General features: G+C 71.8%; 9 protein-coding genes. 6 read left to right on the top strand and 3 right to left on the bottom strand.

The window, feature by feature from the left end:
- The first annotated feature begins 8 nt into the window (after positions 1-8).
- From ACZ5AJ_RS13100 to ACZ5AJ_RS13085, 4 genes are read left to right on the top strand one after another with little or no spacing between them, the layout of a single operon-like run.
- Positions 9-2,231 carry a hypothetical protein gene (locus ACZ5AJ_RS13100; protein ID WP_464135433.1) on the top strand — a complete coding sequence of 741 codons (2,223 nt, stop codon included), beginning with the start codon at positions 9-11 and terminating at the stop codon, positions 2,229-2,231.
- A complete protein-coding gene (locus ACZ5AJ_RS13095) occupies positions 2,228-5,167 on the top strand; it encodes a GAP1-N2 domain-containing protein (protein ID WP_464135431.1) in 2,940 nt (979 codons plus the stop codon). The genes ACZ5AJ_RS13100 and ACZ5AJ_RS13095 overlap by 4 nt, the downstream gene beginning before the upstream one ends.
- Complete coding sequence (locus tag ACZ5AJ_RS13090; protein WP_464135430.1) at positions 5,160-6,155, top strand: hypothetical protein; 996 nt, start codon at positions 5,160-5,162, stop codon at positions 6,153-6,155. Before ACZ5AJ_RS13095 ends, ACZ5AJ_RS13090 begins: the two co-directional genes overlap by 8 nt.
- A complete protein-coding gene (locus ACZ5AJ_RS13085) occupies positions 6,152-7,354 on the top strand; it encodes a hypothetical protein (protein ID WP_464135428.1) in 1,203 nt (400 codons plus the stop codon). Before ACZ5AJ_RS13090 ends, ACZ5AJ_RS13085 begins: the two co-directional genes overlap by 4 nt.
- Here the strand turns inward: ACZ5AJ_RS13085 and ACZ5AJ_RS13080 are convergent.
- Positions 7,330-8,466 (bottom strand): hypothetical protein, encoded by a 1,137-nt coding sequence (locus tag ACZ5AJ_RS13080; protein ID WP_464135427.1) that lies wholly within the window; start codon positions 8,464-8,466, stop codon positions 7,330-7,332. The genes ACZ5AJ_RS13085 and ACZ5AJ_RS13080 overlap by 25 nt on opposite strands.
- Positions 8,467-8,886: 420 nt before the next feature.
- Here ACZ5AJ_RS13080 and ACZ5AJ_RS13075 point away from each other — a divergent pair, with 420 nt between their 5' ends.
- On the top strand, positions 8,887-11,433 hold the full coding sequence (locus ACZ5AJ_RS13075) for a PhoX family protein (RefSeq protein ID WP_464135425.1): 2,547 nt from the start codon (positions 8,887-8,889) through the stop codon (positions 11,431-11,433).
- A 66-nt stretch (positions 11,434-11,499) separates the two neighbouring features.
- On the opposite strand, the gene nhaA is transcribed toward ACZ5AJ_RS13075, so the two are convergent.
- The gene (gene nhaA, locus ACZ5AJ_RS13070; RefSeq protein WP_464135424.1) at positions 11,500-12,870 is read right to left on the bottom strand and encodes a Na+/H+ antiporter NhaA; all 1,371 of its coding nucleotides are present in this window, start codon (positions 12,868-12,870) and stop codon (positions 11,500-11,502) included.
- Positions 12,863-14,329: a sodium:proton antiporter gene (locus ACZ5AJ_RS13065; protein ID WP_464135423.1), complete on the bottom strand. Its 1,467-nt coding sequence runs from the start codon at positions 14,327-14,329 to the stop codon at positions 12,863-12,865. The genes nhaA and ACZ5AJ_RS13065 overlap by 8 nt, the downstream gene beginning before the upstream one ends.
- A gap of 279 nt (positions 14,330-14,608) precedes the next feature.
- On the opposite strand from ACZ5AJ_RS13065, the gene ACZ5AJ_RS13060 reads away from it, so the two are divergent.
- Positions 14,609-15,610, top strand: a complete 1,002-nt coding sequence (locus ACZ5AJ_RS13060) for a PhzF family phenazine biosynthesis protein (protein ID WP_464135421.1) — start codon at positions 14,609-14,611, stop codon at positions 15,608-15,610.
- The last annotated feature ends 90 nt before the right edge of the window (positions 15,611-15,700 follow it).

Here is a 15,700-nt window from a genome sequence, read left to right as displayed (position 1 = left end):
GGATGCACATGCTCTTCGCCGACTTCATCCAGCGCCTCATGCCGATCGCGCAGGCGAGGCCCGAGTTCCGCGAGCACTTCCCGCCCGCCAGCTGGAAGCGGCTCTTCGACCTCGCCGACAGGCCGACGGAGGACCACCTGGTCTTCGACGTCGACACGCTGGACATGGCTGAGCTCGGTGGAGGACGCATCGAGGAGGTGGTCGTCCCGTTCGTCGCGGCGCTGAACGCGGAGTTCGCGGGCTTCGCCGAGTCGGTGGGGTCCGCCGACGCCGACGTTCTCACCGACGCGGATGCGCAGGACCGCGGACTGCAGCGGTCGGCTGCAGCGAGGCAGATTGTCCCGGCCGGCGCCCCGGACCGCCCGGAGACCCCGGGGCCCGGATCATGGGATCCGGCCCCGCAGGAGACCGCTGCGGGGAGCAGCGGATCCGGGAGCAGCGGGCCCGAGTTCTCGGAGGAGTGGGCCTTCCCCGCGTACGACTACTCCCGCGACGACGTGCATCCCCTGCCGTCGGTGGAGATCGGCGTGCTCGCCGGAGACGTCCTCCAGTACACCTGGCCGGATCCCGGAGACGGTGAGATGTTCCGGGTGACGGTCAGTGATCACGAGACTCCGTTCAGCCCCGAGGATGCGACGGAGGTCGCCCGGGGCACCGCCGCCAGCATCCGGGACAGGACGCCGATGGCGGGTTCGATCCGCTTCGTGACGGTGTGGGGGTACGCGGTCCTGGACGAGGCGTCGCGCGTCCTCGGGCAGGCGAGGAAGGTGGCCGAGGGCGTCTACGTCCGGCCCGTGCAGGACTGGCGCCTGGAGCATGATCAGGCCGCCGGGATGATCTTCTCCAGCTGGCGCCAGCCCGAGCTTCCGCCCCACATCCGAGGACGGGTGCGCGTCGCGAGGCTGCCGCTGGGCGAGCCCATCGGGCGGTATCTGCGCGGGCAGGGATGGCTGCGCAGCGAGTTCGAGCTCCCGCACAGCGGCCAGGGGTTCCAGGATGCCGTCCTGGTCCCGGGGGAGCAGCACACCTATGTCGCGGGGCTCGAGGTGGAGCTCTCCGAGCGCACGATGATCTCCGCGCACCGCCACCTCCAGATCACCCCGGAGGCGGTGCCGGACCGCATCGAGGATCTCGAGGTCGAATCCATCACCCGGGATCACCAGGAGCAGCTCCGACTGACCTGGACGCAGCGGCGGGGGACGCGGGTGCACTTCTGCCGCTCCGTCGTCGCCCCTCTGCCCGAGGCGGTCTCCCGCGGCCGGTTCCCCGCAGAGCAGCTCCCTGCCGCGAACCTTCCGCCCGACCGCTTCATCCGCAACATCCCGAGCTCGACCGGGGAGCTCTCCGACGACGGCCGGGAGCGGTGGGTGCTCGAGGGCCTCGACTGGCCCCGCGGCAGCGAGTGGGACACCCTCCATCTCACGCCCATCACCGAGGTCGACGCGGACGAGGTGCTGATCGGCATCCCGACCCAGCTCCGGCGCGCGGGTCGGATCGAAGGCGTACGGCTGATCCAGCGCATGAACTGGCAGCTGGTCACCTTCACCTGGCCCGGCGAGGCGCTGGCGGTCGAGCTGCGCGTCGGCTTCCCGGACTCGGAGCCGGATCTGGCCGCGCCAGCGCATGCGGTCGTCGAGAAGACGGCCTATGAGCGCTCCGGAGGCTTCCGTCTCGAAGGAGGTCTGCCGCCGCAGGGGTGCCGTCTCTTCCTCAACGCGGTGACCCACTACCAGGGGCAGCGCATCGCCTCGGAGCCCACCATCGCGGCGGTGGAGCCGCTGTGGGGGTACCAGTACTCGATCCGGTGGGGCGCGGGGCGCGCCGGCGGAGGGAAGCTCCTCCAGCGCGCGGCGGGCCTCCTGCGGAGGAGCATCGCGGAGATCGCAGTCGATGCCGTGGTCGGAAGCTGTCCCGAGGAGGAGGCGCCGTCGCTGGTCCTGATCCACCGGCCGGACCGGCTGCCGCTGCATGCGTCCGACGGCAGCACGGTGACGCTGTTCGCGGAGCGTCCCGGCGGTCAGGGGGCGCCCCAGCCGCTGCGCGGGGTGCGTGCACCGATCGCGGGACGCCACAGCCTGTGGTTCGACGAGGATGAGCATGGTCCGGGGTGGTACCGCCTCCTCGTGGACGCTCGGCCGTCGGCGACGCTCCGCGTGGACGAGAGGCGCCTCGCGCTGGAGCGGTACGCGCTGGCGGACCCGCCGCTCTCGGCTCTGGACCGGCGAGGATGAGCGCGTCGCGGGAGCAGCTGCTGTTCGGATCGGTGGACATGATCGTCGACGGGCAGGAGAGCAGCGGCTGGCAGACCATGCAGGCCAGCGATGGGCTCGACGAGACGACGAAGCATGAGCTCGTGCGGCGCATCGATCCTCAGCTGGAGCAGGTCCGACCGCTGTCGGGATTCCCGACGCCGGACGAGATCCGCGGTGCGGACCGGCGTCTGGTGCACCGTGCCACGCCTGCCGGGCCGGTCCTGCTCCATACCGCGCCCGCCGGACTGGACACCACGGGGAGACCGAACACGGTCACGCACGTGGTCGCGGACTTCTCGGACGACACGTGCCGAGCTCTGCTGGGTCCGCAGACCTGGAGGGCGAGCTGGTGGTGCACGCCCTTCGGCCCGGAGCAGGTCCGTGAGGCCCGGCTCCCTGCGGAGAAGGATCTGAGGTCCGGCGCCTCGGTGACCGACGACTCGATGCTCGAGCTGGTGCTGACACCGGGTGCTCCGCACGTGCTCGCGGCGCTCGCCGACGTCGCCGCGGGCAACGCGTCCGAGCAGGACCACGAGCGGCGTCGGCTGGCGGTCCTCCTCGTCGAGAGCGCCGATGACGCCGCTCAGTGGATCGGGGCGCTGACCAGCACCACAGCCGCTGAACCCGCTCGCTCGCTCAGCTGGTCGACGCTCGAGAGGGTGCACGGGGAGAGGGATCTGCAGCGTCTGCGCCGCAGCGGCCTCGACATCGCTGCCGTCCCCGCGCGGGACATCGCCGCCGTGGATCGTCTTCCCGCTGGCTGCATCGTCCTGGACCCGCGCGCCCCTGCGGCGCACGAGCCCGCGACACCCTTCGGGCGCTTCGTGTCGGCGATGACGAGCGACCCGGGGCTCTGGTTCTCCGCGCGGGCCGCCATCCGGGCCGACGCCCTCGACCAGCTGCTGGACCAGAGGGGGGTCACCCTCGCCTGGCCGGCCGCGATGGCGCAGGCCGTCGCCTGGTCACGCTCCGATCGCGGAGGTCCGGTGCTGTTCGACAGCCAGTATCCGGGTGACCTTCCGACCGACGTCGAGAGCGTGCTCCTGGGGGCCTCGGTCCCCGCGCTGGATCAGGGACCGGCTGGAGCGGTCGGTGAGCTGCTCGGGGCCATGGACCTCGTCCTCGGTGAACCGGCGCAGCGCACTGCGGCGGAGTGGCGGGAGCTCTGCCGGCGACTGGGCGACTCCGCCCCTGAGGAGCGTGCGCTCGTCCTCGGCCGCAGACACCTCGACGCGGCCGTCGGCGACGCGGAGTGGCTGATCGAGGGTCGCCCGGTCGCGGCACCGCTTGCGGTCGGGATCCGTCGGGCGCTCTTCCGCTGGAGTGCGGCGTCGGGCTCCGGCGACCAGCTCCTGGACCGGGCATGGCAGACGGTCTCCGCCTCCGTGCCGGGGACGGGGAGCACGGCGCGGGGCGACCACCACCGTGCGGTGCTGATCCTGCGAGGGCTGATGGACGACGGGCTCATGGTCGGCCACGACCGCCTGACGACCATGCTCGCCCCGCTCGCGGACGAGATCCTCCAGCCGGGGACCGGAGGCGCGACGCATCCCCAGGAGCTGGCGGACCTCGTGGTCGGCATCCCTGATGCCGGGCGCGCCGTGCTGGCGGACGAGGTCGAGCGCCGTCTGGCGGAGGTGGGGGAGGTCCGGCGCCCAGTGCTCTCCCCGGCCGTCTCCGCCGCTCTGACCGTGACCGGCGAGGGCTCCGGGCAGCGACCGTGGTCGGCGCTCGAGGTCGCGCTCGGCGGCCTGCTGACCGGCACCGCACCCGCAGGGCCGGTGCTCTCCGCCTATGCGGAGATCGCGGCCCGGAGCCAGGACGGCATCGCGTCGGTGGAGCTCGCCGCTCCGGCCGTGCAGGCTCTGCGCGATGCTCTTGTCCCGGAGGACCTGACGCTGCTCGAGGAGGTCGCCGAGCACGGCCTCCCCGCCGCGGAGGACTGGGCGCTCTCCGTCGCGCTGCGACATCCCGAGCACGTCCGCAGCCGACAGCTCCTGGCGGCACGACGGCACCTCGATCCGACGATCAGGGCGGTGGAGACCGGTCCGGTCTCACCGCGAACCTGGACATCGTGCGCGGTCCTGCTCGGGGAGGCCGTGAGCAGCCCGTTCCTCACCGAGTCGACGTCGAGCGGCTCCCGGTGGGCGTGGGCGGAGAACACCCTCGCGGCCGCCGCCCGGATGCGTGAGCACAGCCGGGAGCTGAGGGACGACGCAGCGCTGCGCCAGTCGCTGGTCGACCTCTCGAAGCGCGCGGAGGACAGAGCCCGGGCCGCCCTGCTGGTGATGGCGTTCGCGGATCCTGAGGCGGCTCGAGCCGGGTCCCGGCGCCCGCTCACCGCGGCGGATGCGGAATCCGTCGCCCGGATGGCGGTGGAGAGGCCCGATCGCGTCGTCACGTCCCGAGGTGCCCCTCTGGGCGGAACCCTGGCCGATGCGCTCCGGGTGCTCGCGGCTCCCGGGACCGACCCTGCTGCTGAGTCCGCCGCGGGACGCGGTCCTCGGGGAGGCGCGGCAGCGGAATCCCCGAATGCTGGGTCCCTCGGAGCGGACGCGCTCGCGCGAAGGGTGGATGGGCCTCTGCGGAGGAGAGGAGAGGCGGCCGATGCGCGACCGGATCCTCGGCCTGTCGTCCCGGTCCAGGGACTCGACGTCGAGGCGGGGAGCCTGGCGAAGGCCGCCCAGGCGGTGCTCGACGCCCGCCTGCGCACTGCGCCTCCCGAGTCGCGAGCCGCGCTCCGATCGGAGGCGAGGGCCTCGCTCGGTGACGATGCGCAGGCCTGGGGGCGTGCCCGTCGGCTCGTGCCATCGCTCGGAGGGCCGGAGGCCTCGAGATCGGAACGGCTGAGCGAGATCGTGAAGAAGAACCTGACGGCGCTGCCGTGGCAGAAGAAGGAGGGCCGAGATGGCTGAGTCGGAGATCCTGCGGGGAGGCGACTGGGAACCGCGGCGCTTCCGGGCGGAGGGCGCCGTCCATGTCGAGATCCTGGGTGCGCGCGGCATCGCGTGCCGGCTCGAGGCGGAGGGCCTGGAGGGTCAGCTGCGTCGCCAGGGACCCGATGCGGGTGCTTTCGCGCTGAGCGGAGCGCAGGCGGGCGTGACGCTGAGCGCGGTCACGGAGGGGGATGGGGCGTTCCCCGGAGGCGCGACGGTGGAGCTCGCCGTGACCTTCCCAGGGGCGCGACGCGACTACGTGGTCGAACGGCTGGACATCTCCGGCCATGAGCGGGCGCCGCTCGTCCGGATCGCGCGGGAGGGCGATCTCTGGTCGCTCTCGCCGGCGCTGGAGAGCGCGGCGCCGCCGATGGGGGCGGGAGGGCGAGGGCTCTCGGACCGCTCCGGGATGCCGGTGCCCGGGGATCCGTCCCGTGGCGGGGAGGCCGACGGATCCGGTGCTGCCGATCTCCTGGGGTCCTGGCTGGTGCGGCGTCTCGGCGACCGAGGGAGGACGGTCGCCCTGGCCGCGGATCGGATCCTGATCGATCGCTCGGCGTCCATGAGCCCTCTCGCCGAGCGGGCGGAGACTCTGCGTGATCTCGTGCTCGCGCTCGCACGGGCGGCGGGAGCTCCGGTCCCGGAGAGCGGCGACGCCCCGGTGGCGGGGGAGGCGCGACGCGGCGTCGGATCCGTCGTCGGAGGACCGGCCCTGAGCGAAGGAGGCGGACGCACGATCCTCATCACGGATCTGCCCGTGCGCGAGGAGGGAGCCGCGAGCCTCCTGATCGGGGATCCGCGTCTGCTCGACGTGCTGTCTGCGCAGGACGCGCACGTCGTCGGCGAGGACGCATGGTCGGAGCTTGAGCGGGAGGACTCGCGGTTCGACGACACGACCCTGAGACGGCTGGAGCCGCTGATCAGCTGGTTGACCGCCCCCGTGGACAGAGAGGTGACCCCCCGATGAGATCAGCCTGCCCCGCCTGCTTCGCGCGCCTCGTCCCGGACGAGGCCCGGTTCCGCTGCAACTCCGGCCACTGCGAGCCGATCCATGATCCCGAGGCCAGTGCGCTCTCGGGGAGCAGCGTCTCGCTGTACCCCTCCTATCGATGGACGCCGACGGAGACGCAGCGGACGATCCCGCCGTGGATCCCGTGCCGTCGGTGCGGCGGACCGTGCAACGTCCAGACGTGCCCGACCTGCCACCGCGATCTTCCGTCGGGATGGCGCGACGCCGACGTGTTCACGATGGCGGTCACCGGCGCGCGAGGAGCCGGCAAGTCCGTCTACATCGCGGTGCTCATCTATGTGCTCCAGCAGTACGTGCAGCGCAGCGGCCGCACCTTCGCGCCGTTCACGGCGGCGACGCAGCAGGTGTACGAGGAGCGCTACGAGAGGCCGCTGTTCCACGAGAACCGGGTCATGCCCGGCACGCCGACCCTGAAGGTGGAGAGCGGTGCCTACCAGCGCGACTCGATGATCTGGCAGATCTCCGACCCGAGGGGTCGGCTCTTCCTGGTGATCAGGGACGTGGCCGGAGAGGACATCGAGAAGCTCTCCGGCAATGAGCTCCCGCTGTCCTACTTCTCGCGAGCGGACCTCGTGGTCTTCCTGTACGACTCCCTGAGGCTGCCCTCGATGACCCAGATCCTGGCGGGCATCATCCCCCCGGTGAACGAGGGCCGGCTCGGGAAGTCGTCGACAGAGGTCCTTCCGATAGTGCTGAGCCAGATGGGAGGGGGGACGGGGGACTTCGCGCTGGCCTTCTCGAAGTTCGACGCGTTCCATGAGCTGCCGAAGGCGGACACGGAGCACTATGCCCGTGTCATGGGGAACCCGTCCGCACGCTTCAACCGGGACGAGACCACGATGCGACCCGTCGGCCCGGGCAGAGCGGACGAGGCCCGCCGGTGGTTCCAGCAGGACCAGGAGTTCCTGGACCAGGAGATCCGTTCACTGTTCGAACTGATCCAGGAGAGCACGGTGACGCTCCAGGCCGAGCAGGCGATGCGGAGCGGGAGGATCCGAGGATTCAGCCACTTCGCCGTGTCCGCGGTGGGGGAGACGCCGCCCCACGACGAGCAGCTCACGACACGGGGCATCTCGCCCTTCCGCGTGCTCGACCCAGTGCTGTGGGGCCTCTACCGTCGAGGGATCTCGCTCTGAGCACCGGGGACGACGAAGGAGGCGCTACCGGCGTCCTGCGCCGCGAATGAGGCGCCGGGCACACCGTCGGACCTCGGGATGATCCGCAGGAGCGAGACGTCCGGCGGCATCTCCAGCAGCCTGGCCCGCAGCTCCGCCGCTGAGAGCTCCATGGCCACCGCATCGGACCCCGACCATCCTGCGGTCACCGTCCCGAGCGCCATCCCGTCGGCCGAGACGGTGACCCCTGTGCCGTCGAAGGTGAGCGTCATACCTGTGTCGGACCCGTCGGTGGCCATGCCGACCGCGACCTCGACGAGGGTCTCCAGATCCTCTCGAGGCACGCTCGTCGCGGCTGCTGGTGCGCGCAGGACTGTCATGGCGGTGTCGGGCTCCGGGCCCGACGCCGTGCCTGCGGCGTCGCGGGCGTCCGAGTCGGGGGTCGTGGTCGGTGCCGTCAGAGGGGGAGGACCCGGGGTGTTCAATGCCGGGTACGCCGGACGGGAAGGCCCGGTCGGCATCACCGGACGCTGCACGGGATCGGGGCGCGGCGCGCTCGGCGGCGAGGCCGCCGAGCGGTAGGAGGGGCTCCCGATGGTGAACGCCGGCGGTGGCGGGGCTGAGTACTCCATCGGTGTTCCGCCGGACAGCATGTAGGGAGATCCGCCGGAGGCGACGGGCGCGGGGAGGGGCGCCGGGGGCGTCGCGCCGCCGGTCGCGGGCGAGCTCCTGCGGGCAGAGCGCTCGACGAGCTTGAGCACGGCCAGCACGGTCATGCCGACGGCCATGACGAACGGCCAGAGCATCATGAGCATCGCCGTGGCCTGCATCCAGGCCGGGGTGGAGCCGTCGGGGGTGGCGGCCGCCAGGATGATCAGGCCGATGAACCAGGCCGGAGCCAGGCCCGCGGCGATGCCGAGGGGGATCCAGACGGAGCGCTCGGCGCGGTGAGGCGCTGTCAGCACATGCACGAGGATCGTGTACGCGATCCCGATCGGCAGCGTGAACGTCCACAGGATGCCGCCCTGGCCGAAGTGCGGCCACGCCCACAGGAGCGCGATCAGTCCGGTCAGCACCACCAGCACGACGGAGATGGCTCGGCGGACGATGCGTTCCGCGCTGCTGTCCTGCACGGCGAGTCCTCCTGCGGAGACGGGCTGAGTGGGCACTTCCTGAAACGCTTGCTGCGATCACCTCCATTGTCACCGCTCCTGAGACATTCCAGAGGTGCTGAGCGGAAGCTCGCACCTCCGGATCCGTCACAGGGCCCCTGCTCGTGGGGTGCGGGATCTTCCCCACGCGCCCCGCCTGCGCCCACGCGCCCCGCCTCTGTCTTCCCCGCCCGCTCCACCCCTGCCCGTTCCGCCCGACTCCACTGGAGAGTTCATCCGCAGGTCGGCTCGCGGTGGGTTCCTCCTCGCCTTCCCGGTCACCTTGCTGACGCATGGTCAGCATGATGTCCCTGCGCTGGCCTCCTGATCGGGCTCCCTGATCGGGTCCTGCGCGCCGCGCTCGCGGGGACGATTCCGCCCTCGACCCGAAGGAACCTCCTCATGGCCCTGATCGACCTCCCGCTGCTGATGAAGGGGCACGTCGCCGGCAAGCGCTCGGCCATCACCTGTGCTCTGAAGTGCAACAACGCGTGCACGATGGAGACCTGCAACTCCAGCTCCAACGGCTACTTCCGCGACATCGCCTCGGCCGTGCTGAGCCGGAGGACCATGCTGGGTGGGTCGGCGGCGGGGGCCGTCGCGATCGCCGTGGCGGGGACGTCGGGCGCTGCTCCCGCGCAGGCCGCGCCGGGGCTCGGCGTGGCCCCGGCGGCGCCGTCGGCCCCGAACGGCAGCGCCCTCGAGTTCGACGCGATCGAGCCGGTGGGCTGGGAGACCGATGAGTTCACGGTGCCCGAGGGCTTCCAGTGGCATCCGATCATCCGGTGGGGGGACAAGCTGTGGTCCGACGCCCCGGACTTCGAATGGTCCGCGCAGAGCGGCGAGGCGCAGAAGCTCCAGTTCGGCTACAACAACGACTACACGGAGATCCAGGAGATCCCGGACTCGGACGGTCTGCGGGCGGTGATGTTCGTGAACCATGAGTACACGAACGAGAACATCATGCTCCCCGCCGACACCCCCGCCGAGGAGGTGGTGGCGATCGGTCTGGCCGCCCATGGTCTGACCGTAGTCGAGCTCGAGCGGCCGGATCGCGAGTCGCCCTACGATTACGTCGTCGACGCACCGCTGAACCGCCGCTTCCTCTCCGACACCGAGTACGCGTTCACGGGGCCCGCCGCGGGCTCCGAGCTGCTGCGGACGGCGGACTTCCCCGAGGGCACCACCACCCATGGCACCTTCGGCAACTGCTCGGGCGGCCTGACCCCGTGGGGGACGCTGCTCAGCGGCGAGGAGAACTTCAACGGGTACTTCCGCACCGCCGGCACCAGCGAGGAGGACGCCCGCTACGGCATGGCCGACGAGGCGACCGCCCGCGGCTGGGAGAACGTGGAGCCCCGCTTCGACACCCGCAACGAGGGCCAGGAGAACTCCGCCCATCACTTCGGCTGGATCGTCGAGGTGGACCCGTGGGATCCGACGTCGACGCCGCGCAAGCACACGTCCCTCGGCCGCTTCAAGCACGAGGGCGCGAACGTCATCATCGCCGAGGACGGTCGCGCGGTCGCCTACTCGGGCGACGATGAGCGCTTCGACTACCTGTACAAGTTCGTCTCCCGCGGCACCTATGTCGAGGGGGATCGGGCGCACAACATGACGCTGCTCGAGGACGGGGACCTGTACGTCGCGAAGTTCACGGGCGACTCCCCGGCGGAGGAGATCGACGGCTCCGGGGCGCTGCCGTCCGACGGCGCCTTCGACGGCTCCGGCGAGTGGCTGCCGCTGATCCTGGACGGGCAGTCCCAGGTGGAGGGGATGAGCGTCGAGGAGGTCCTGGTGCTGACCCGTCTCGCGGCCGACAGGGTGGGGCCGACGAAGATGGACCGCTGCGAGGACGTCGAGCCTTCGCTGCTGTCCCGCAAGGTGTATGTGGCCTGCACGAACAACACGAACCGCGGGGTCGACGACAATGCGTCGGCCGACGAGGCGAACCCCCGCGCGGAGAACCGCGACGGGCACGTCGTCGAGATCGACGAGCTCGGCGACCAGACCTCGACGACCTTCGCCTGGAACCTGCTGCTGGTGTGCGGTGACCCGGCGCAGGACGAGTCCGCGTACTTCTCCGGCTTCCCCACCGACCAGGTCTCGCCGATCTCGTGCCCGGACAACCTGGCGTTCGACTCGGTCGGCAACCTGTGGATCTCGACCGACGGCGCCCCCAGCACCATCGGCTTCAACGACGGCCTGTTCCGGGTGACGCTCGACGGCGAGGACCGCGGACGCGTGGAGCAGCTCGCCTCGGTCCCCCGCGACGGCGAGACCTGCGGACCGATCATCCGCGACGAGGACCGGACCGCCTTCGTCTCCGTGCAGCATCCGGGAGAGGACGGCTCGTTCGACGAGCAGGTCTCCTTCTTCCCCGAGTTCGACGGCACCGGTCCGAAGCCGACCGTCGTGCAGATCCTCCCGATCGCCGCCGAGGAGCCCGCGGAGCCGACCGAGCCGAGCGAGCCCGCGGAGCCGACCGAGCCGAGCGAGCCCACCGAGGATCCCGCCGCGCCGACGGAGCCCGCCGCGCCGACGGAGCCCGCCGAGCCGAGCGAGCCCGCGGAGGATCCGACGGCGCCGGGGACCAGCGCTCCCGGCACGACTGCTCCCGCGCCGAGCGACGGCGGCGGCTCCTCTGCCGGCGGGACGAGCGACGGCTCGACGTCGGGCGGCTCGGGCTCGGGCGGCTCGGGCTCGGGCAGCGGGTCCGGCTCGGGCGGCTCGACGTCCGGCGGGTCCGGCGACGGGAGCCTGGCGAAGACCGGCTTCGGCGCGGCGCTGCCGGTCGCGGCGGGTGTCGGCCTGGTCGGCGCGGGCGGCGCGGTCCTGGCCGCACGGCGTCGGGCCGCTGGAGCGGCTGCGGCCGCTGAGCCGTCGGCGGCCGACGAGACCGAGCTCGACGCCGAGACCGGGCTGCCCGAGGACGGGGATCGCGGCTGAGCCGCAGCCCTCACCTGGCATTCAGGAGCGGGCGGGTCGCACGCTGCGGCCCGTCCGCTCCTCGCATCAGGCCCGCTGTCCGTCGGCGGACTGCTGCTCGTCGGCCGGCCGCTGTCCGTCGGCTGACTGCTGCTCGCGCCGGTATCGACGATCTCGGGGAAGGATGATGATCGCGCCGAGCACCGTGGTGACCGCGGAGGCGGTGAGCACGCCGATCTTGCCCCAGGCCTGCATCGGGTCGGACGCGTCATAGCTGAGCTCGGTCATCAGCAGCGACACCGTGAACCCGATGCCTGCGAGCGCGGACATCCCCAGCAGGTCGCCCCAGCGGATCGCCGGGTCGAGATGCGCACCGGGCAGGCGCGTGACCAGGAAGGTCGCCCCCATGATCCCGATGATCTTGCCTCCGACGAGCCCGACGACGATGCCGATCGCGACCGTGGAGCCGAGCGCTTCGGAGAGCCCCTGGGCCCCGCCGATCGCGACGCCGGCGCTGAGGAAGGCGAACACCGGGACCGCGAACCCTGAGCTGAGAGGGCGGAACCGGTGCTCGAAGGTGCCGGCGAGGGAATGGCGGCCGCTGGGAAGCGCTCGCGGCCTGACCGGCACCATGAAGGCGAGGACGACACCCGCGATCGTCGCGTGGATCCCGGAGTTCAGGAACAGCGCCCAGGTGATCGCGCCCAGCGGCAGCATGAGCAGCCAGGCGGCCGCGGGGGAGAGCGTCAGCAGCCCTTCCCCGCGGGTTGCGACGAGCCGGTAGAGGATGATGGGGACCAGCGCGAGCGCGAGGTATCCCAGGCGCAGCTCGTCGGTGTAGAAGATCGCGATGATGACGATGGCGATGAGGTCGTCGACGATCGCGAGGGTCAGCAGGAAGGTGCGGATCGCCGTCGGCAGGTGGGATCCGAGCAGGGCGAGGACCGCGAGCGCGAAGGCGATGTCGGTCGCTGCGGGGATCGCCCAGCCGGCGAGGGCGCCGTCGGGGCCGGCGAGGTTGATCGCGGTGAAGATCAGGGCGGGTGCGGCGACTCCGCCGGCCGCGGCGACGACCGGGACGAGCGCCCGGCCGGGGGAGCGCAGCTCGCCGGTCACGAACTCCGACTTCAGCTCGAGCCCGGCGAGGAAGAAGAAGACCGCGAGGAGGCCGTCGGCGGCCCAGTGCCCGAGCGTGAGGTCCAGGTGGAAGGAGCCGATGTCGAACCCGAGATGCGTGTCGCGCACCCCGACGTACAGGTCCGAGAGCGGGGAGTTCGCGAGCACCAGGGCGGCGACGGTCGCTGCCAGCAGGATCAGGCCCGCGGTGATCTCGTGGGTGACGAAGCGTGCGAAGCGGCCGTACTCGCGGTAGGTGCCGCGTCGCAGCGCGGCCCGTCGTCGGCGCTCGCGGCGCAGGGCGAGGCTGTCGGCCGGTGCGGTGTCTGTGCGCTCAGGCATCGTGCGGGGCCTCCTCGAGGGCACCTGGGGGACGGGTGGCGCGGGCGTCGGGGTCCATCCCTTCGAGGGCGGAGCCGATGGTGCCGCGGTAGGACAGCGCCAGCATGGCGATGCGGCCGAGCAGCAGGACGGTCAGCAGCACGCCGATCCCCTTCGCCCACAGCGGCTGCGCGATGAACAGCAGCACCATCGCCACGAGGATCGGCACGAGGTGCATGAGCGCGCGCAGCACGTAGCCGCCGAAGCTGGGCATCTGGACACCGCGGGACTCTGCGACGGACTTGACCATGAAGTTCGGGCCGTTGCCGATGTAGGTGATCGCCCCGCAGAAGACGGCGCCGAGGGACACGGCGACCAGATACAGCTCGGGGACGTCGGCGACGCGGGGCTCGCCGGGCAGCTGGGAGGCCATCTCGAAGAAGGTCAGGTAGGTGGGTGCGTTGTCGAGGACGGAGCTGAGCCCGCCGGTGAAGATGAACAGGGTGATCTCGTTCAGCGGCAGCGACGGGGCGGCCGCGCGGAGCACCGCGAGTGCGGGGATCATCGTCAGGAAGATGCCGATGAACAGGGCCGCGACCTCCTGGATGGGGCCGAGCTCGAAGGCGTTGTCGCGGTAGCGGATCTCGCGGTCGCCGAGCTTCAGGGAGGCGATCGCGGCACCGACCATGATGATCTCGCGCCAGGGGATCACGTCGCCGATGCCGGCCTCGCCATGGGTGATGGCCTCGGCGTCGATCGACGGGGCGAGCGCGACGGCGAGGATGATGACCGCGAACCAGAGGAGGTTGGAGGCGCCGACGAGGCGCAGCGGGACGGTCTCCGTGCGGTCCACCTCCACGTCCTCGGGACGCTCGTGAGCGATGATCCGACGGTCCAGGGCCCAGTAGGTCAGCAGCAGCATCCCGTTGACGAACAGCCACATGGGGAAGAGGTTCAGCGTCCACAGGAACGGCACCCCGTGGAGCATCCCCAGGAACAGCGGCGGGTCACCGAGCGGGGTCAGCAGGCCGCCGCAGTTGGCGACGATGAAGATCGCGAAGACGACCGTGTGGGCCTTGTGGCGCCGCTCGGCGTTCGTGTTCAGCAGAGGTCTGATCAGCAGCATCGCCGCGCCGGTGGTTCCGATGAAGCTCGCCAGTCCGCCGCCGATCGCGAGGAAGATCGTGTTGGAGCGCGGGGAGGCGACGATGTCGCCGCGCAGGAAGATGCCCCCGGAGACGACGAACAGCGCGAACAGGAGGGCGATGAACTGGCCGTACTCGACGAGCGCGTCGACCACGAGCTCCCATTCGCCGAAGGCCAGCACCCCGATCGCCACGGGCAGGCCGAGGGCAAGGGCGTAGATCAGCTGATTGCGGGGGCGCTCCCACAGCCGGGCGAGGGCGGGGACGAGGGGCGCGATCGCGATCGCGGCGAGCATCAGCACGAACGGTGCGATGGTCCAGGCGGGGAACGTCATAGGGGCTCCTGCGGCGGACGGGGCGGACGGAGGAAGGGGACGAGGACATGATTCTGCCCTGTGCCGACCAGGCTTCCCGGCTCACCTGGCGGACACTCTGCCACCGCAGGTCCTGTCGGCGCCACTCAGGACCGCAACCTCGAGCAACCACGAGCAGCCATGTGCAGCCTCGAGCGGCCGGGGGCAGCCTCGAGTGGCCGGGAGCAGCTGGGGGGCAGCGGGAGCGGCACCGGGCTCCTGGGCCCGCGCCGCCGGGGCACGAGGTGCGAGGATATGCGCATGTCCCGCTCCTCTGCCCGCATCCGTCCGTTCGCCCAGGTCGACGTGTTCTCCTCCGCTCCCTTCGGCGGGAACCCGCTGGCGGTGGTGCTGGATGCCGAGGGTCTCGATGACGACGCGATGCTGGCCTTCGCCCGCTGGACCAACCTCTCGGAGACCACCTTCGTGCTGCCTCCGACCCGTCCGGAGGCGGACTACCGGGTCCGCATCTTCACCCCGATGGGGGAGCTCGACTTCGCGGGCCATCCGACGCTCGGGACCGCTGCGGTCTGGTCGGCGGCCGCGGGGACGGCGGATGCCGCGGCCGCGGCGTCGGCCGAGTCCGCATCTGCCGGGGCGGGCAGCATCGGCGTCGGCCCGGATGCGCGCGACGGCGGGCGCCGCCGCATCATGCAGGAGTGCGCCGTCGGCCTGGTGGAGGTGCGGGCCGACCAGGGGTCCTTCGCCTTCGCGGCACCGCCACTGCGCCGCACCGGTCCCCTCGGGCCCGACGAGCTGCGGGATGCCGCGGGCGCCCTCGGCATCGATCCCTCGGCGATCCGTGACCACGCGCTGCTCGATAACGGGGCGGGCTGGCGGGTGGTGGAGCTGGCGTCGGCCGAGGAGGTGCTCGCGCTCGCTCCGGATCTCGGGCTGCTCGCGGGCAGCAAGCTCGGGGTGGTCGGCGCGATCGGCGCTGCGGGCGGGTCCCGAGCTGCCTCCGCCGACCGCGCCGACGACGGGACGCCCCGCTCGGGGGCGCCCGCCTACGAGGTGCGGGGGTTCGTCGGACCCGATCCGAGGACGGGCGCCGCCGGCTTCGAGGATCCGGTCACCGGCAGCCTGAACGCCGGGATCGCCCAGTGGATGCTCGAGCGAGGAGAGCACTCCGCGCCATGGCTGGTCAGCCAGGGGACCGCGCTCGGCCGCTCCGGACGCGTGCATGTGGGGACCGATCGGGACGGGACGGTCTGGATCGGCGGGCGCACCACCGTGCGCATCAGCGGACGCATCGCCATCTGACGCCGTCGGACGGGGCAGGCGCACGGTCGGCACCGTCTCGAGTTCTCCTCCCCATCCTCCGCGGTCCACATCCTGCACTGAGCGGTTCAC

The organism is Brachybacterium zhongshanense (assembly GCF_055385755.1).
The sequence above is the reverse complement of the archived record's forward strand: the minus strand, read 5'-3'. Positions and strand labels throughout refer to the sequence as shown.

Coding starts and splice junctions, on each gene's coding strand:
- ACZ5AJ_RS13085 (WP_464135428.1), top strand. CDS start 6,152: ATGAGATCAGCCTGCCCCGCCTGCTTCGCGCGCCTCGTCCCGGACGAG.
- ACZ5AJ_RS13095 (WP_464135431.1), top strand. CDS start 2,228: ATGAGCGCGTCGCGGGAGCAGCTGCTGTTCGGATCGGTGGACATGATC.
- nhaA (WP_464135424.1), bottom strand. CDS start 12,870: ATGCCTGAGCGCACAGACACCGCACCGGCCGACAGCCTCGCCCTGCGC.
- ACZ5AJ_RS13060 (WP_464135421.1), top strand. CDS start 14,609: ATGTCCCGCTCCTCTGCCCGCATCCGTCCGTTCGCCCAGGTCGACGTG.
- ACZ5AJ_RS13075 (WP_464135425.1), top strand. CDS start 8,887: ATGGCCCTGATCGACCTCCCGCTGCTGATGAAGGGGCACGTCGCCGGC.
- ACZ5AJ_RS13065 (WP_464135423.1), bottom strand. CDS start 14,329: ATGACGTTCCCCGCCTGGACCATCGCACCGTTCGTGCTGATGCTCGCC.
- ACZ5AJ_RS13090 (WP_464135430.1), top strand. CDS start 5,160: ATGGCTGAGTCGGAGATCCTGCGGGGAGGCGACTGGGAACCGCGGCGC.
- ACZ5AJ_RS13100 (WP_464135433.1), top strand. CDS start 9: ATGCTCTTCGCCGACTTCATCCAGCGCCTCATGCCGATCGCGCAGGCG.